This window comes from Streptomyces sp. NPDC096105 (genome assembly GCF_044763335.1).
Taxonomy (GTDB): Bacteria; Actinomycetota; Actinomycetes; order Streptomycetales; family Streptomycetaceae; genus Streptomyces.
Map to the genome: position 1 here is coordinate 220,081 of NZ_JBIWGC010000006.1, position 16,682 is coordinate 236,762.

The window sequence follows — 16,682 nt, forward strand, 5'->3', positions numbered from 1 at the left end:
TCATAAAGGCCCGCGTCGGGGCCTTCCAGCCACTGTCCGGCCCCGGAGCCGGTTCCGCATCCCTGCCCGATCGTTTCCGCACGGGCACCGGCGGCTTCTGCGGGCCCCCGACCAGTTGTGACGTTCCGTGCACGCGGGCCGTGCGGACCGCGTGCGGTCCCGCCCGTCGTCGCTCCGTTCTCACCCGACCGGTGCAGCTGAACAGGGCGCAGTACGACAAATCACCCCACTCTGGGTGCGGTGTCCCGCGCGAACCGTCTCCCGGAGGTCCCCGTGCCGCGTCAGCTCACCCCGAGAGGACTCGGTCGTGAGGCACTGCGGCAGTGGTTCGGCCGTTCGGGTGTGCGGCCCCGGCTGCGGACCACGGCGGCGATGTGCACGACCATGTCGGCGCTCGCGGCGACGTCGCTGCTGAGCGTGCCGTCCGGTCCCGAGCCGTTCTCGGCGGAGCCGTGCGCGCTGACCCGGACCGACGCCCACCACTCGGAGGGCCTGGACACCTGGAACGCGGCCTATCCGCGTCCGACGCGGCGACTGGACGCGGTGATGGTGTTCCTGTCGTTCCCCGACGCACACCCGCTGACCTCGCCGGACGATCTGGTCGCCGACCACTTCCCGGTGACCGGCCGCTTCTTCGAGCAGGCCTCCTACGGCAAGTTCAGCCTGCGGGCGCACCCGGTGAAGCGGTGGATCCGCATGCCGCGCCCGTCGACGGCGTACGCCATACAGCGGGACTGGACGGTGGCGCACCGGGCGGCCTACCTGCGGGACGCGCTCGCCGCGTCCGATCCGCACGTGGACTACTCGCGCTACGACATCGTGTACTTCGTCGCCGACCCGGACGCGCCGGGGGTGGACTCCGACGCCACGAAGGTGGTCAACCTGGACCGGCCGATGCGTGCGGACGGCGTCGGCATCCGGCGGGTCGTCACCGTGTTCGAGAACCATCCCCCGGACCGGCTGGTGCTGGCGCACGAGACGGGGCACGTCTTCGACCTGCCCGATCTGTACCACCGGCCGGTGGACGGCAAGGGCGACTGGGACACCCATGTCGGGGACTGGGACCTGATGGGCAGCCAGTTCGCGCTGGCCCCGGACCTGTTCGGCTGGCACAAGTGGAAGCTGGGATGGCTGGAGCCGCGCCAGGTGCGGTGCGTGCAGGAGGGCGGTCCGGTGCGGCTGACGCTGGAGCCGCTGGGGGCGGGGCCGGGGACGCCGGTGACGGGGGCGGCGGGGGCGCCGTCGTTCGGTCTGGGGCGGGGCGTCAAGCTGGCGGTGGTGCGCACGGGCGCGGACACGGCCCTGGCCTTCGAGGTGCGCGGCCCGGTCGGCAACGACCGCGCGGCCTGCCGGGCGGGGGTGCTGGTCTACCGGGTGAGCAGCGGCACCCGCTCGGGGCGCGGGCCCATCGAGGTGATCGACGCCCACCCGCACACCGAGGCGTGCTGGGAGGACTCCGTCTATCCTCCGCTGGCGGACGCCCCGGTCGCCCTCGGCGAGAGTTTCACGGTCCCCGGCGAGTCCGTCCGCGTCGACGTGGAGGGCCGCACGGCCGCCGGCGCCTGGACGGTCAAGATCACCACCGGCGGACGCACGGCCCGCTCGTCCTGAGGGCCGGCGGTACCTGCACGAAGAAGGCCCCCCGCTCGCGCGGGGGGCCTTCTTCGTGTCGTGCGCCGCCAGGGACTCGAACCCCGGACCCGCTGATTAAGAGTCAGCTGCTCTAACCAACTGAGCTAGCGGCGCCTGCTGACGTCGTAGACATTAGCACCACGATCGGCGGGAGGAAAAATCGATATCCGCACGGCCGCCCGGGCCGCCCGGACCGCCGCCCAGAGCAGCACCTCCGGGCCCGGCAGCCAGGGGCTCCGGCTGTCGGGGGCGACCAGCCAGCGGGCGAGGGACGCCTCGTCGGGGCCCACCGGTCCGGCGAGTCCGGGGACGGTCACCGCGTCGCCGGCGCCGTGGCACAGCAGCGGCGGGACGCCGTGCGTGCGGCTGCCGCGCGCGCCCCACTCCTCCCACCTCAGCAGGGCGGGCAGCCGCTGGGCCGTGCCCACGGCGCCGAACAGCAGCATCCGGCCCCGGTACTCCGCCACGGGCCCCGAGCCCGGCCCCTCCTCCCACAGCCGGTCCAGCATCCGGCGCCCGAAGACGGCGGGCACGCTCACCACGTCGAAGACCACGCCGCAGGGCAGGACCACGGGGGCGTCCGACCGCTCGTCCCAGAGGGCGCGGGCGGCGCCGGCCGCAGCGAGCCAGGCGGCTCCTTCCGGGGTGACGCCGCGGACGTCGGAGACATTCGGTGTGCTGCTCATACAGATATTTCTACGCGCCGTGAGGGAACGGTTCCCCAGAGTTGCCGGAATCCCTGACGGGGACCCGGCCGAGCGCGTACCCTGTCACCCGGCATATGCCACACCTGTTCGACCACCCCCGTCCGACCGGAGGAACCGGGACCGGGAGGGGCGCGCGGCTCACACGGGGTCGACGTGCCCCGGGCCCTCACCGCCGCGCATCAGGTCGCGGCCGAACTCGACCATCTTCTTCGCGTAGTCCTCGGTCCACTCGGCGCGCTCGGCGATGTCCGCCGTGGACAGCCGGTCGAAGCGCCGGGGGTCGGCGAGCTGGGCCGCCGCCATCGCCTGGAACTCCGTCGCCCGGTCCGCGGCGGCACGGAACGCGAGCGTCAGCTCCGTGGCCCGCTCCAGCAGTGCGCGCGGATCCTCGAGCGACTCCAGGTCGAAGAAGTGCTCGGGGTCCGAGGCCGCCTGCGCGGGCTCGAACAGCAGGGGCGCGGGGCGTAGCCGCGGCTGGTCCGGGCGCGGCGTGTGCTCCGCCATGACTTCTCCTTCGTACGTCGCGGTGGCCTCCGGGTGCCGGAGGGCCACCGTCCATTGTCCCGCGCCCCCGCAAGAGGGCGTCCGGCCCGAGGCGGCCGGTCGGCCCCGCCCGTGCGGGCGGGGCCGACCGGTGACTACCCAGCTCGCGGGGCGCACAAAGGCGGTGACGGGAACGCGCTCCGGGCGCGCGGGAGGACGTACGCCGGTGAAGGTGGCGTTCCTCACGTCCCTGCGGACGGATCACACCTGGACGACCGGCTCCCGGGTGAAGAGCGCGCCCAGTTCGGGCGCGTTCACGCGGCGGTCGGTGAGGCGCAGGCACTGCCAGGCGGTGACCTGGTTGGCGGTGAGGACCGGCTTGCCCAGCTCCTTCTCCAGGGCGGGGATGTGGGCGACGGTGTGCAGGGCGGTGTTCGGCAGGAGCACCGCCTCGGCGTCCGGGGAGTCGGCCGCGCGGGCCAGCGCGAACAGCTCCCGCTCGCCCCAGGCGCCCGCCTCGGCGGCCGTGGTGATCCCCGCACCGCGCACCGCGGTGACCTCCGCTCCCCCGGCGCGCAGGAAGTCGGCGAACAGCCGGGCGATGTCGTCGGGGTAGGTCGCGCCGACGGCGACCCGGCGGACCTCGATCTCGCGCAGCGCGTGCACGAAGCCGAAGGAGGTGGAGGAGGCGGGCATGCCCGCGGCCAGCGCGAGACCGCGCACCTGCTCGTGGGCTCCTTCCCAGCCGTGCACGAAGCTGCCGCTGGTGCAGGCCCACACCACGGCCTCGGCGCCGGCGAGCCGCAGCTCCTCCAGGCCGGCCGCCAGCCGCTCGGGCGAGCCCGCCCCGCGCAGGGTGTCCACCCGGTGCGCGTCCTCGCCGATGTCGGTGTGCACCAGTTCCACGCGGATGTCGCTGCCCAGCAGCTGCTCGATGCGCGGATAGTCGTCCTCCGCGGCGTGGCCGGGGTAGAGGAATCCCAGTGCGGTCATGTCCAGCCTTCCTGCTGCTTCTCTCCGGGCGCGTCCGGCACCACGGGGCCGGAGGTCCGGTCCGGCACGACGGTCCCGGAGCGCGCGGACGCGTCGATCAGCGCCTGATACGGTCCCACCGCCCGGGTACCCAATCGGCGCAGTGCCGCCCACATGATCACCTGGTTGGCCGAGATGGCCGGTATGCGCTGCTCCCCCCCCGCTCCGGGATCACGTCGTACGCCGGCGGGCCGGTGCGGGACCGCGTCGCCCGGCGTCTCGTGCTCGCCGGCCGGACGGGGTCCGGACCGACCTCGACGGGCACGTACGGGGTACGCGTGACGTGCGGGCGGACGCCGTCCGGGACAGCCGGTCCCGCCGGCGCCGGCCGCCTCGCGCCCGACCAGGGAGTTCCCGGGGAACCGGTCGGCCGTGCGTCCCATGGCCCCGTGCCGGTCACGACCGTCCCACCACCGAACGGGGCCGAAACTGGCCGGAATAACTCGCATCCGTTCGGGTAGCTGCGCCGCCATGGCTCCACCACTTCACCCACTGAGACGAATACACGGGACCTCCGGGCCCTCGCGTCGGTCGCTGCTCGCGGGGGTCGCGGCGCTCGGCGCACTGGGCGCCGCGGGGTGTTCCCGCGTACCGACCGCCGCCACGGCGGACGGCGGCGACCTGCTCGACCGGCTCAGGGCGGCGGGCGTGGTCCGGCTGGGCATCGCCGGCGAGATCCCGTTCGGTTACATCGACAAGAACGGTGAGCTGACCGGCGAGGCGCCGGAGCTGGCCAAGGTCATCTTCAAACGGCTGGGGGTGGACCGGGTGCAGCCCGTGCCCACCGAGTTCGGTTCGCTCATACCGGGGCTGAACTCGCAGCAGTTCGACGTCGTGGCCGCGGGCATGTACGTCAACCCCGAGCGCTGCGAGCAGGTCATCTTCGCCGACCCCGACTACCAGATGCTCGACTCGTTCATCGTCCGCAAGGGCAACCCGCTGGGGCTGCGCGACTACCGGGACGTCGTCGAGAAGAAGGCGAAGTTCGCCACCGGCACCGGCTACGCGGAGATCGCGTACGCCGTGGAGGCCGGGTACAAGGAGAGCGACATCCTGATCGTCCCCGATCAGGTCGCCGGCCTGAACGCCGTCGAGGCCGGACGCGCCGACGTCTTCGCCGGTACCGCGGTCACCACCCGCGAGGTGGTCAGGAAGTCCCGCAAGGCCGAGGTCACCGAGCCCTTCAAGCCCATCGTCGACGGCAAGCCGCACGTCGACGGCGGCGCGTTCGCGTTCCGGCCCACCGAGACCAAGCTGCGCGACGCCTTCAACGCCGAGCTGGCGAAACTCAAGAAGAGCGGCGAACTGCTGCGCATCCTCAGGCCGTTCGGGTTCACCGAGGACGAGATGACCGATCTGACCGCGAAGGAGTTGTGCGGCGGATGACCTCCGGACTCTGGGAACGCGTACTCGACGGCGTCTGGGTCACGATCCAGCTGCTGGTGCTCAGCGCGCTGCTCGCCGCCGCGGTGTCGTTCGTGGTCGGCGTCGCCCGCACCCACCGGCTGTGGATCGTCCGCTTCCTCGCGGGCTTCTACACCGAGGTGTTCCGCGGCACCTCCGCGCTGGTGATGATCTTCTGGGTGTTCTTCGTGCTGCCCCCGGCCTTCGGCTGGCAGCTCGTGCCGCTGTGGGCGGGCACCCTGGCGCTCGGCCTGACCTACGGGGCGTACGGGGCGGAGGTCGTGCGCGGCGCCCTCGCCGCGGTGGACCCGGCCCAGCGCGAGGGCGGCATCGCCCTCAGCTTCACGCCCTGGCAGCGGATGCGGCTCATCCTGCTGCCGCAGGCGGTGCCGGAGATGATCCCGCCGTTCTCCAACCTGCTGATCGAGCTGCTCAAGGGCACCGCCCTGGTGTCGGTCATGGGCATGGGCGACCTGGCGTTCAGCGCCAACCTGGTGCGTCTGGCGCTGCAGGAGAGCGCGGAGATCTACACGTACGTCCTGCTCATCTACTTCGTGATCGCCTTCCTGCTCACCCGGTCGATGCGCGGCCTGGAGAAGAAGCTGAAGGCCGGCGCCGGCAAGGCGCCGAAGAAGAGGACCGCCGCCGTGCGCGTGCCCGAGGGAAGTGGTGTCTCGTGACGTGGGACTGGGGCGCGGTCGCCGATTTCATGCCGTACTTCTGGGACGGCCTGTGGGTCACCCTGCAGATCCTGGTGTTCGGCTCGCTGATCTCCTTCGTGCTGGGCCTGGTGTGGGCGCTGCTGATGCGGGCGCCGACGCGCTGGGTGACCTGGCCGGTCGGCGGCGTCACGGAGTTCATCCGCAACACCCCGCTGCTGGTGCAGCTGTTCTTCCTCTTCTACGTGCTGCCCGAGTGGGAGATCACCTTCTCGGCGCTGACCACCGGCGTCTTCGCCATCGGGCTGCACTACTCGACGTACACGATGCAGGTCTACCGCGCCGGCATCGAGGCCGTGCCGGTGGGCCAGTGGGAGGCGGCGACGGCGCTGAACCTGCCGCCGCGCCGGACGTGGACCGTGGTGATCCTGCCGCAGGCCGTGCGCCGGGTGGTGCCCGCGCTCGGCAACTACGTCATCTCGATGCTGAAGGACACCCCGCTGCTGATGGCCGTCACCGTGCTGGAGATGCTCGGCCAGGCACGGCTGTTCGCCCAGCAGAACTTCCAGTTCACCGAGCCCCTGACGGTGATCGGCGTCGCCTTCATCGTCATCTCCTACCTGGCCTCCCTTGCCCTGCGAGCCCTGGAGCGACGCCTTGTCCACTGACACCCACGCCCCGTTCGAGAAGAAGCCCGAGGGTCCGCGCAGCACGGGTGAGCTGATCCGGCTGGAGCGGGTCACCAAGCGGTTCGGCGACCACACGGTCCTGGACCACCTGGACTTCTCCGTCGACGCCGGCAAGCACGTGACGCTGATCGGCCCGTCCGGGTCCGGCAAGACCACGATCCTGCGGCTGCTGATGACCCTGCTGAAGCCCGACGAGGGCACGATCACCGTCGACGGGCAGCAGCTCTTCCCGGCCCCGGAGAAGCAGGTCCGCGAGGTCCGCAAGAAGATCGGCATGGTCTTCCAGCAGTTCAACCTGTTCCCGAACATGACCGTGCTGCGGAACATCACCGAGGCCCCGGTCACCGTGCTCGGCATGTCCAAGGACGCGGCCGAGGAGCGGGCGCGGGAGCTGCTGGAGATGGTCGGGCTGACCGACCACCTCGACAAGCACCCGGCCCAGCTCTCCGGCGGCCAGCAGCAGCGGGTGGCGATCGCCCGGGCGCTGGCGATGCGCCCGCAGGTGCTGCTGCTGGACGAGGTCACCTCGGCCCTGGACCCGGAGCTGGTGGCCGGCGTGCTGGACGTGCTGCGGGACATCGCCCGCTCCACCGACATCACGATGCTCTGCGTGACCCACGAGATGAACTTCGCGCGGGACATCTCGGACCAGGTGCTGATGTTCGACTCGGGCCGGGTCATCGAGGCGGGCTCGCCGGAGAAGATCTTCAACGAGCCGGAGCACGACCGGACGCGGGAGTTCCTCAGCGCGGTCCTGTAGTCACCGGAGCGCGCCCGGCGCATTGTCCGAGGTCCACGGCCTGGGTCATCCCTATGGCATATGCCAGAGGGTCGACATCGCAGTTCAGAGGGCCGCAATCTTGTCAACCCCCGCTTTTCGTACGCCTTTTGACGGCTATCGTGGAGGGGATTCGTCGACCGGATTGCGGCCCCAGGCCCTTGGACACCGCCCCCGTCCGCCCGGCGGCCGGGACGGTTCCGACGGGACTACGTAGCGAGCGCAGGGGGAAACCGTGGCGCTGAGGCACGAGCCGACCGCGTCGTACCACTCGGTCCAGGACGCGCTGCGCGTCCTGGAGACGGTGGCGCGGCGCGGCACAGGAATCAACGAGACCGAACTCGCCCGCGAGACCGGCATCGGCACGGAGCGGCTGACCACCCTCCTGCGCATGCTGCGCCGCGAGGCCTACGTCGAGCAGATCGCCGACGGCGGGTACGTCACCGGGGCGGCCTTCGCCCGGCTGGACTCCGCCGACGGACACCAGGAGGCCCTGCGGGACACCCTTCAGCACGCCCTGGACCGGCTGCGCGACTCCGTGGGCGCCGCCGTCTACCTCAGCCGCTACGTCGACGGCGAGGTCAGGGTCACCCAGTACGCCGACTCCCCGGCCACCCCGAAGGTGAACGAGTGGGTGGACTTCCGCTACTCCGCGCACGCCACGGCGGTCGGCAAGAGTCTGCTCACCCAGCTCGACCACGAGGGCCGGCGCGACCACCTGGCCCGGCACCGCCCGGCCCGGCTCACCTCGCGCACCATCACCAGCGACCGCCTGCTGCTGTCGAGGCTCGCCTCGCAGCCGCCGGCGGTGCCGGTCCTGGACCTCCAGGAGTACGCGGTCGGCACGGTCTGCGCGGCCGTCCCGCTCACCGCCGGGTCCACGGCCGGGTGCCTGGCGCTGTCCCTGCCGCTGGAGCACGCCCACCGGCTGCGCCGGGCCGCCGACACCCTCAACCGCAACGCCGCGCCCGTCCTGCTGTCGCTGGCGATCTAGGGAGGGTCGCGCGGACCGGGCCCCCGGTCGAGGTGGTCGGGAGCACCTCCCCGGACCAGGTATGATTTTCTCCGTCGCCGACCGCGGAAGCGGACGGCGGGAGTCATGCGCCGCTAGCTCAGTTGGTTAGAGCAGCTGACTCTTAATCAGCGGGTCCGGGGTTCGAGTCCCTGGCGGCGCACCGAGAAGGGCCTCTCGTGGGAGCGAGAGGCCCTTTGACGTGCCCGGGACCTGCCAGGGACCGGCCCGGCCGGAGCCGGACCGGTCCGGGAGGCGTCAGAAGGTCACGTCCGAGCAGGCGTAGAACGCGTTGCCCGTGTCGTGGACCGTCCACACCGCGAGGATCACGTGGTGACCGCTGAGCCCGGTGGGCAGCCGGCCGCTGTGCGACAGGGTCTGCGGCGGACGCTGGCCGTTGTAGGGGACGGTCAGGAACGGCGTGAGGTTGAGGTCGGACCGGGACAGGTTGTGGTTCTGGTTCCATCCCGGCTTGGTGATGTAGTACTTGAAGTCGGTCGTGGCGTGCATGGCCGTGAACTGCCACCGGAAGGTGTAGTTCTGGCCACCGGTGACCCGGGTGGTCGGCCAGGCGCCGCCCGACGGGGTGCGCGGGGCGTCGAGCGCGGCGAAGGGCGCGTTGCCGGCCGAACAGAGCCTGCCGTCGGCGGGGCCGCCCGCCGGGAAGCCCTTCGGGCCCTCGACGCTCTGCGGCTCCCACTGGATGGCGCCGCAATTGGAGACCGAGCCGTTCTGGCAGAGCTTCTGCCTGCTGACCGGCAGGTCGGTGTAGCCGTGGCCGCTGGCCCCGCCGGAGGAGAGCACGAGCGCTCCGGTCGTGGCCAGTCCCACCGCGGCCGCGTACAACTTGGTCCGTTTACGCATGCTGCCGCTCCTGGAGTGTGGGGGAGTGTTCAGAGTGCAGGTCTAGACCAAGGCTCAGAGTAGGGGCGTTGGTTGAACATGTCCATACCAATCGCAGGGCTTGTTCTCCCCGCCTCCCCCGTCCTTTCCCGGCCTTTCCCCGCCGCTCACGGCCCGGTCTCGCCCCGCCCCGCGCAGAACGCCACCGTCAGGTCCTTCACCAGCACCTTGCGCTCGCAGTCGTCCAGGTCCACCAGACCGCGCATGGTCAGCCGGGTCACGGTGTCCTCCACCGAGTCCACGACCGAGCCGATCACGCTCGCCCGGTGCCGGGCGTCCAGCGCCGCGATCCGGCGCCGGTGCATCGCGGCGGCCACCTCCGGCGCGTACTCCACCCGCAGCGGCCGCACCGCCAGGACCTCCACCCCCACCGGCCCGGCGTCCGCCGCGACCAGCCGGGTCAGCGCGTCCTGCGTCGTCTGCACCGCGCCCGGCCCGGCGCCCGGCGCCGCCACCGGCACCCGCAGCAACGCCGCCTCCACGCACGCCCGCAGGTACCCCTCGTGGTCCTGCACCCCCAGCGTCGCCCGCGCGGTGTCCCGCACCCGCCACACCACCTGCACGGCCACCCGCAGCGCGACCCCGCCGCGGTCGGCCGCCGGCAGCGGCTCACCGCGCCAGTGCCGCAGCCGCACGTCGACCCGGCGGCGCAGCAACAGCGGGTTCACCCACAGCAGTCCGGTGCCCCGCACGGTCCCCCGGTAGCGGCCGAACAGCCCGAGCACCCAGGCCCGCCCGGTCCGCCCGCGGGCCAGCCCGCCGAAGCCGAACAGCCCGAGCGCCCCGGCCCCGGCGAACGCCGCCCACTGCGCGGGGCCGGGGCCGCCGGCCCGGACGGACAGGCCGAGCGCCTCCGCGGCCAGGGGCGGCAGCACCCCCGCCCACCACCCCGTGGCCACGCAGCCCGCCGTGCCGCACACCCCCGCGATCACGCCCGCGATGCCCGGCAGCACCCGGGCGGGCCGCTCCACGATCGCCGGGTCGACCCCGGGCGCGGCGGCGCGGGCCCGCACCCTGAGGTCCCGGGTGTCCCGGTCGTCCCGGCCGGCGTCGGGGCGGCGGGCGCCGGCCGCGGGCCGCGGCTCGACCTCCGCCGGGGGCGGTGCGGACGCGGGCTCCTCGCGGAACAGCAGGTGGACGGGGATCTCGGTGGTGGACTCGGTGTGGATCAGCCGGACCGGGCGGCCGGCCGCGACGTCCGCCGGCCCCTCGGACTCGGGGACGTGCTCGGGGACGTGGGATGTCGTGGTGGTCATGCGTGCCTCCAGCCTCCGCGCCAGACGCGTCACATCGAGGGACTCGGGCGGGGGCGGACGCCCGGCGCCCCGGTCGGTTCAGACGGGGAGCCGCTGCCCGGGCCCCGGGCCCGGGACGCCGTCGGCCGCCCCGCCGCGCAGGCCCCGCGCCCGCTGGAAGCCGGCCGCGTCGCGGCGGTCCTCCTCGCTCCGGCGCGGGCCCGGCTCCTGGTGGCGGCACCGCCCGGGCCCCTTCGCCGCCGGCCCCCGGCCCAGCCGGGTGACGTGTGCGTTCTCCGCTCCCGGGCGGGACGCTGTCCGGCCCGGACAGCCCGGCACCCCGTGCGGGGCGGGCGCGGCGAGAGGGCCGGCCGGAGCAGAAGCGGAACCTCCGTTTGAGGGGTGCGGCGCCCCGCCGGACCGCCCGGCCGACGGGCCCGGAGCACCGTCCACGGCGACGCCCCGCCGCGCCGGCGCCACGGGGACCGTCCCGTCCCCGGCGCCCGCTCCGAGCGGGTCCTCCGGCGCGGCGGGCACGGCGGGCACGAGCTCGTCGCCGCCGGGCTCCACGGTGTCCGCACCCTCGGGGCCGGGTCGGGAATCCGCCACCGGCGGCTCGGCCGAAGACGCGGGCCGGGCGGCTGCGGCGGCCTCCGAAGCCGCCCCCGCCGCCCCGTCGGTCACCCCCTTGTAGCGGTACGGCACATAGCGCGCCGAGTTGTTCCAGTAGGCGTACGGCGTGGTCATCCGGCGGGTGTGCGGCGGGGTCTGCTCGTAGGCGACGTACTGGGTGCGGTCGGAGTCGGTCCACCCGCCGAAAATGACGACGTGCGAACCGTTGTACGGATCGGCCGCATTGTGGAACAGGAGGATGTCACCCGGCTGGAGTTCCGCCTTGGTGATTTCGTCGGCGTATTGCGCGAGGCTGCCCGTCCATTCGTTGCCGGGCAGTTTCCAGGCCATCGACACATAGCCCGAGCAGTCCTGCCGGTATCCGTCGGACCAGTGGGAGGACACGCTGTAGGGGACCTTCTGGCTGACCCAGGCGGCGGCCCGCCCGATGATGTCCGTCCGGCTGACGGCGGGGATCGTCACCGGGCCGCCGGGCGGCGTCGCGGGACCCGTGCGGCCGTCGGCCCCGAACAGCGGACCCGGCGCCCCCTGCCCGCCGCCGCTGCCCTGATCTGCGGGAACGCCCTGGCCCGTGGAGACCCGGGCGTCATGGGCGGCGACCGCGGGGACCGGGTGGGTGCCGAACAGGGCGGACGTGACCGCGGCCACCACGAGGGCGGCGCGGCGCCCCGGCGAGCGCCGCCCGGCGCGGGGCAGCGGCCGCTCCCGTCCTTCCCGCCCGCACCCGGGGGACGCGCGGTCTCCGGCCGGACCGCATTCCTCGCACACCGGAGACCCCATGCGATTGACCTCACATTCCCGGAACGTTTCTCCGCATCCGCGCACGACGGTCAGTGTCCCAACGGTCCTCCGGGCGCGCATTTTGACGGTCCGAATGACGTAAAGGCCCCGCCCTCCGGATGCGCCGGGGCGGGCCGCCGGGCCGGAGCCGTCACGAGCACGCCCCGGAGTCCTGTAGAGTTCTGCCGTCAGCAGGCGCCGCTAGCTCAGTTGGTTAGAGCAGCTGACTCTTAATCAGCGGGTCCGGGGTTCGAGTCCCTGGCGGCGCACCGACACGGCGGGCCCCTCGTGGAACGAGGGGCCTGCCGCTTTTTGGCCGGAAACCCTCTCGCCGCCGTTGAGCGCCACGCTCTCGCGCCCCGTACGGAACTGTGACATCGCAGGCCGCCCTCAGGCGTCCCCTGGGTCGCCCATGCCCGGTCTGCACCGTGTTTCGCACCTTGCGATCATGAGGAGCGAACCGGGACCCTGGTCCCTTCACACGGCCGTGCCGTCGCGGCCGTCGGGGGGACCGGGGGAGAGCCGGCCGTCGGCCGGGACGGGGTGAAGGACCCCGTCTCCCCGCGCCGGCGCCGGAGGGGGGTCATGCAACCGGAAGGACACGGGCTCGTGTCTATAAGGTGTGCGTGATCTGGTGACCGCGGTCCACCACTGACACGTCCGGAGGTCGAGGGGACCGGCGCGGACGCTAGGAAGCAACGAAACACGCGCGCGTGCCGCGTGTGGGGGGATGACTCATGACGCCGACGCCGACGGGCGCCCACCGGGACGACGACCCGTCCCAGACCACCCAGCTCAGGGTGCCCGGCCACCGGAACTGGAACACCGGTACGTTCCGCCGGATCAAGAAAGCGCTGCCCCGATACGACTACGAGCACTACAGCCGCCTCGCGGGTCCCCTCACCCAGCCCGATCCGAACAAGCCGTACACGGTCCAGTACCGCTCGCTGATCTCGCAGGAGCCGCACCGCATCCGCATCGTGCTGATGCTGCTGGCCGCCCCCGTGCTGTCGCTCGTGCTGCTGGTGTGGCTGCTCCAGCCCTCGCACTGGACGGAGCGCGACTACCCGGCGTTCGAGTGGCTGCCCGCCCTCGACGTCGTGATGCTGGTGTCGATCGGTCTGATCGAGCTCTTCCGCTGCATGAACGTGGTGTCGAACGCGCACGCCACGCTCGTCGCCCGCGACCCGGTCCCGGTGGTGCCCGAGACCGGCACCCGGGTGGCCTTCCTCACCTCCTTCGTGCCCGGCAAGGAGCCGCTGGAGATGGTGACGAAGACCCTGGAGGCGGCGGTGAGGATCCGCCACCGGGGCCTGATGCACGTGTGGCTGCTCGACGAGGGCGACGACCCCGAGGTGAAGGCGGTCTGCGAGCGCCTCGGCGTGCACCACTTCTCCCGCAAGGGCGTCGCGAAGTGGAACCAGCCCAAGGGCCCGCACCGCGCCAAGACCAAGCACGGCAACTACAACGCCTGGCTGGACGCGCACGGCGACCACTACGACTTCTTCGCCTCGGTGGACACCGACCACGTGCCGCTGCCGAACTACCTGGAGCGGATGCTCGGCTTCTTCCGCGACCCGGACGTCGGCTTCGTCATCGGCCCGCAGGTCTACGGCAACTACGACAACTTCGTCACCAAGGCCGCCGAGTCCCAGCAGTTCCTCTTCCACGCGCTGATCCAGCGCGCCGGCAACCGCTACGGCTCGCCCATGTTCGTGGGCACCTCCAACGCCGTGCGCATCAAGGCGCTGAAGCAGATCGGCGGCCTGTACGACTCGATCACCGAGGACATGGCGACCGGGTTCGAGATGCACCGCGCCAAGAACCCGGAGACCGGACGGAAGTGGCGCTCGGTCTACACCCCGGACGTGCTCGCGGTCGGTGAGGGCCCCAACGCCTGGACCGACTTCTTCACCCAGCAGATGCGCTGGTCGCGCGGCACGTACGAGACGATCCTCAAGCAGTACTGGAAGGGCTGGTACTCGCTCCCGCCGAGCAAGCTCTTCAACTACACGATGATGATCATCTTCTACCCGATGTCCGCCCTGAACTGGATCCTCGCGGCGCTGAGCTGCGCGCTGTTCCTGGGCCTGGGCGCCTCGGGTGTGAACATCGACCCGGCCGTCTGGCTGATGCTCTACGGCAACGCCTCCGCGCTGCAGATCGGCCTGTACGTCTGGAACCGCCGCCACAACGTCTCGCCGCACGAGCCGGAGGGCTCCGGCGGTGTGGCCGGCATGGTGATGTCCGCGCTGTCGGCCCCGCTGTACGCGAAGGCGCTGATCGACTCGGTGCTGCGCCGCAAGAGCACGTTCGTGGTCACCCCGAAGGGCGACTCGGCCAGCCCGGACACCTGGTTCGGCACCTTCCGGTACCACTGGTACTTCATCCTGATCTTCGGTGGCTCCATCGCCGCGGGCTTCGCCTTCGGGAACTCCCACCCGGCGATGGTCGTCTGGGCCACCTTCGCCCTGCTCATCACCGCGGCGCCGATGTTCGCCTGGCGCCACGGCATGCGGCGGGACCGGAAGAAGCCCGGTGCGCACGCGGCGGGGCAGCAGCACGAGAGCGCGACCCCCGCCGACGGCGTGCCGATGCCGCAGCAGCACGCCCCGCACCAGCCGCAGCCCCGGCCCCGGTGGGCCGGCTCCCACGGCGCACCGGGCGGATCAGGGGGCCCCGAAGGGCCGGGAGGGCCCGGGGGCGGCAACCCCGGTGACGACCAGACCATGCAGATCGCCCTTGGTGGACTTGGGGGACGTAAGGAATGACTGACCGTGCAGGCCGCCGTCGCGCCCGTCGGATCGCGATAGGCACGGTGGTGGTGCTCGCGCTGGCCGGGATGAACGGCCCGTGGCTGTACCGCTTCGGGACGGAGAAATACCACCAGTACAAGATCGATCAGCCGGAGTACAAGGCCGCGAACGGCAAGTGGGAGATCATCGATTTCCCCGAGGAGTACCGGCAGAACACCATCCACGCGGCGCTGCTGCGCACCGGCAAGGTGCTGCTCGTCGCGGGATCGGGCAACGACCAGGACAACTTCGACGCGAAGAAGTACGACACCCGGATCTGGGACCCGGTCAAGGGGACCGTCAAGAAGGTGCCGACGCCCACCGACCTGTTCTGCACCGGCCACACGCAGCTCGCCAACGGCAACCTGCTGATCGCGGGCGGCACCAAGCGGTACGAGAAGCTCAAGGGCGACGTGAAGAAGGCCGGCGGCCTGATGATCGTCCACAACGAGAACCCGGACAAGCCGGTCACCCTGCCCGCGGGGACGAAGTTCACCGGCAAGGAGAACGGCAAGACCTTCGTCTCGAAGGACCCGGTGCTCGTCCCGCGCGCCGAGAAGAACTTCGCCCCGGAGACCGGCGAGTTCCTGGGCACCACCCCGGGCGTCGGCCGTATCTACGTCGAGGCGCAGAAGGAGGGCGCCAGGTACGAGACCGGCACGCAGGACAACTACAAGGTGCACGGCCTCACCGGCGCCGACGCGCGCAACACGTACGGCATCGCCGAGAAACTCGCCCTGGACAAGAAGGACTTCCAGGGCATCCGGGACGCCTACGAGTTCGACCCGGTCGCCGAGAAGTACATCAAGGTCGACCCGATGAAGGAGGCCCGCTGGTACCCGACGCTCACCACCCTGAGCGACGGCAGGATCCTCAGCGTCTCCGGCCTCGACGACATCGGCCAGCTGGTCCCGGGCAAGAACGAGATCTACGACCCGGAGACCAAGGAGTGGGAGTACACCGACAAGGTCCGGCAGTTCCCGACGTACCCGGCGCTGTTCCTGATGCAGAACGGCAAGATCTTCTACTCGGGGTCGAACGCGGGGTACGGGCCGGACGACGTCGGCCGCGACCCGGGCGTCTGGGACGTGGAGAGCAACACGTTCAAGAAGGTCCCCGGGCTGAGCGACCCCGACCTGATGGAGACGTCCAACACGGTGCTGCTGCCGCCCGCCCAGGACGAGAGGTACATGGTCATCGGCGGCGGCGGGGTCGGCGAGTCCCAGCGGTCCAGTGAGAGGACCCGGATCGTCGACCTGAAGGCCGACGACCCGCGGTTCGTGGACGGGCCGTCGCTGGACAAGGGCACCCGCTACCCGCAGGCGTCGATCCTGCCGAACGACGAGGTGCTGATCTCCGGCGGCTCGGAGGACTACCGCGGCCGCAGCGACTCCGACATCCTCGAGGCGCGGATCTACGACACGGAGAAGAACGAGCTGCGGCGGGTCGCCGACCCGCTGGTGGGCCGCAACTACCATGCGGGCTCGCTCCTGCTGCCCGACGGCCGCGTGATGTTCTTCGGCTCGGACTCGCTCTTCGCCGACAAGGCCAACACCAGGCCGGGCGAGTTCGAGCAGCGCATCGAGATCTACACGCCGCCGTACCTGTACGGCGACGAGGGGCAGCCCGACCTCTCCGGCGGGCCGCAGACGATCGAGCGCGGCGCGTCCGGTACGTTCACCTCCGCGGACGCCGCGTCGGTCAAGAAGGCGCGGCTGATCCGGCCGAGCGCCACCACCCACGTCACCGACGTGGACCAGCGCTCGATCGCCCTGGACTTCACCACCGACGGCGACAAGGTCACGGTGACCGTGCCGAAGAACAAGAACCTGGTCCAGTCCGGCTGGTACATGCTGTTCGTCACCGACGGCGACGGCACGCCCAGCAAGGCCCAGTGGGTGCAGGTGCCGTAGCGCGCCCGACCGCGAGCCGGGTGACAG

15 protein-coding genes and 3 tRNA genes are annotated in these 16,682 nt (G+C 71.8%); 10 read left to right on the top strand and 8 right to left on the bottom strand.

Annotated elements, in window-relative coordinates; all coding sequences use genetic code 11:
* Positions 1 to 372: 372 nt before the first annotated feature.
* On the top strand, positions 373 to 1,611 hold the full coding sequence (locus tag ACIQ8B_RS12810; RefSeq protein WP_290007074.1) for a M6 family metalloprotease domain-containing protein: 1,239 nt from the start codon (positions 373 to 375) through the stop codon (positions 1,609 to 1,611).
* Between the two features lie 61 nt (positions 1,612 to 1,672).
* Here the strand turns inward: ACIQ8B_RS12810 and ACIQ8B_RS12815 are convergent.
* The 5 genes from ACIQ8B_RS12815 to ACIQ8B_RS12835 all read right to left on the bottom strand — a co-directional run bounded on the left by ACIQ8B_RS12815 (position 1,673) and on the right by ACIQ8B_RS12835 (position 3,934).
* Positions 1,673 to 1,746, bottom strand: a tRNA-Lys gene (locus tag ACIQ8B_RS12815).
* Entirely contained in the window at positions 1,737 to 2,318 is a 582-nt protein-coding gene (locus tag ACIQ8B_RS12820; protein WP_403546692.1) for a hypothetical protein, read from the bottom strand. The genes ACIQ8B_RS12815 and ACIQ8B_RS12820 overlap by 10 nt, the downstream gene beginning before the upstream one ends.
* Before the next feature lie 159 nt (positions 2,319 to 2,477).
* Positions 2,478 to 2,843: a hypothetical protein gene (locus tag ACIQ8B_RS12825; RefSeq protein WP_106414072.1), complete on the bottom strand. Its 366-nt coding sequence runs from the start codon at positions 2,841 to 2,843 to the stop codon at positions 2,478 to 2,480.
* 240 nt (positions 2,844 to 3,083) lie between these two features.
* Positions 3,084 to 3,815, bottom strand: a complete 732-nt coding sequence (locus ACIQ8B_RS12830) for a decarboxylase (protein WP_403546693.1) — start codon at positions 3,813 to 3,815, stop codon at positions 3,084 to 3,086.
* Positions 3,812 to 3,934, bottom strand: coding sequence for a hypothetical protein (locus ACIQ8B_RS12835; protein ID WP_403546694.1), 123 nt, complete (start codon positions 3,932 to 3,934; stop codon positions 3,812 to 3,814). Before ACIQ8B_RS12835 ends, ACIQ8B_RS12830 begins: the two co-directional genes overlap by 4 nt.
* 391 nt (positions 3,935 to 4,325) lie before the next feature.
* Between ACIQ8B_RS12835 and ehuB the strand changes: the two genes are divergently transcribed.
* The 6 genes from ehuB to ACIQ8B_RS12865 all read left to right on the top strand — a co-directional run bounded on the left by ehuB (position 4,326) and on the right by ACIQ8B_RS12865 (position 8,559).
* Positions 4,326 to 5,240 carry an ectoine/hydroxyectoine ABC transporter substrate-binding protein EhuB gene (gene ehuB, locus ACIQ8B_RS12840; protein WP_403546695.1) on the top strand — a complete coding sequence of 305 codons (915 nt, stop codon included), beginning with the start codon at positions 4,326 to 4,328 and terminating at the stop codon, positions 5,238 to 5,240.
* Complete coding sequence (ehuC, locus tag ACIQ8B_RS12845; RefSeq protein ID WP_290006850.1) at positions 5,237 to 5,938, top strand: ectoine/hydroxyectoine ABC transporter permease subunit EhuC; 702 nt, start codon at positions 5,237 to 5,239, stop codon at positions 5,936 to 5,938. Before ehuB ends, ehuC begins: the two co-directional genes overlap by 4 nt.
* Positions 5,935 to 6,585 (top strand): ectoine/hydroxyectoine ABC transporter permease subunit EhuD, encoded by a 651-nt coding sequence (gene ehuD / locus ACIQ8B_RS12850; RefSeq protein WP_106414069.1) that lies wholly within the window; start codon positions 5,935 to 5,937, stop codon positions 6,583 to 6,585. The genes ehuC and ehuD overlap by 4 nt, the downstream gene beginning before the upstream one ends.
* Complete coding sequence (gene ehuA / locus ACIQ8B_RS12855; protein ID WP_290006855.1) at positions 6,575 to 7,366, top strand: ectoine/hydroxyectoine ABC transporter ATP-binding protein EhuA; 792 nt, start codon at positions 6,575 to 6,577, stop codon at positions 7,364 to 7,366. Before ehuD ends, ehuA begins: the two co-directional genes overlap by 11 nt.
* Before the next feature lie 253 nt (positions 7,367 to 7,619).
* Positions 7,620 to 8,378, top strand: a complete 759-nt coding sequence (locus ACIQ8B_RS12860) for an IclR family transcriptional regulator (protein ID WP_403546696.1) — start codon at positions 7,620 to 7,622, stop codon at positions 8,376 to 8,378.
* A gap of 107 nt (positions 8,379 to 8,485) precedes the next feature.
* Positions 8,486 to 8,559: transfer RNA gene (locus ACIQ8B_RS12865), tRNA-Lys, on the top strand.
* Between the two features lie 95 nt (positions 8,560 to 8,654).
* Here the strand turns inward: ACIQ8B_RS12865 and ACIQ8B_RS12870 are convergent.
* The 3 genes from ACIQ8B_RS12870 to ACIQ8B_RS12880 all read right to left on the bottom strand — a co-directional run bounded on the left by ACIQ8B_RS12870 (position 8,655) and on the right by ACIQ8B_RS12880 (position 11,947).
* Positions 8,655 to 9,260, bottom strand: a complete 606-nt coding sequence (locus tag ACIQ8B_RS12870) for a lytic polysaccharide monooxygenase (protein WP_403546697.1) — start codon at positions 9,258 to 9,260, stop codon at positions 8,655 to 8,657.
* A 146-nt stretch (positions 9,261 to 9,406) separates the two neighbouring features.
* Positions 9,407 to 10,555, bottom strand: a complete 1,149-nt coding sequence (locus ACIQ8B_RS12875; protein WP_403546698.1) for an SPFH domain-containing protein — start codon at positions 10,553 to 10,555, stop codon at positions 9,407 to 9,409.
* A 78-nt stretch (positions 10,556 to 10,633) separates the two neighbouring features.
* On the bottom strand, positions 10,634 to 11,947 hold the full coding sequence (locus ACIQ8B_RS12880; protein ID WP_403546699.1) for a peptidoglycan-binding protein: 1,314 nt from the start codon (positions 11,945 to 11,947) through the stop codon (positions 10,634 to 10,636).
* A gap of 195 nt (positions 11,948 to 12,142) precedes the next feature.
* On the opposite strand from ACIQ8B_RS12880, the gene ACIQ8B_RS12885 reads away from it, so the two are divergent.
* From ACIQ8B_RS12885 to ACIQ8B_RS12895, 3 genes are all read left to right on the top strand, one after another.
* Positions 12,143 to 12,216 (top strand) — tRNA-Lys (locus tag ACIQ8B_RS12885).
* A 468-nt stretch (positions 12,217 to 12,684) separates the two neighbouring features.
* Positions 12,685 to 14,718, top strand: a complete 2,034-nt coding sequence (locus ACIQ8B_RS12890; protein ID WP_403546700.1) for a glycosyltransferase family 2 protein — start codon at positions 12,685 to 12,687, stop codon at positions 14,716 to 14,718.
* Entirely contained in the window at positions 14,715 to 16,655 is a 1,941-nt protein-coding gene (locus ACIQ8B_RS12895; RefSeq protein ID WP_403546701.1) for a galactose oxidase-like domain-containing protein, read from the top strand. The genes ACIQ8B_RS12890 and ACIQ8B_RS12895 overlap by 4 nt, the downstream gene beginning before the upstream one ends.
* Positions 16,656 to 16,682 lie beyond the last annotated feature (27 nt).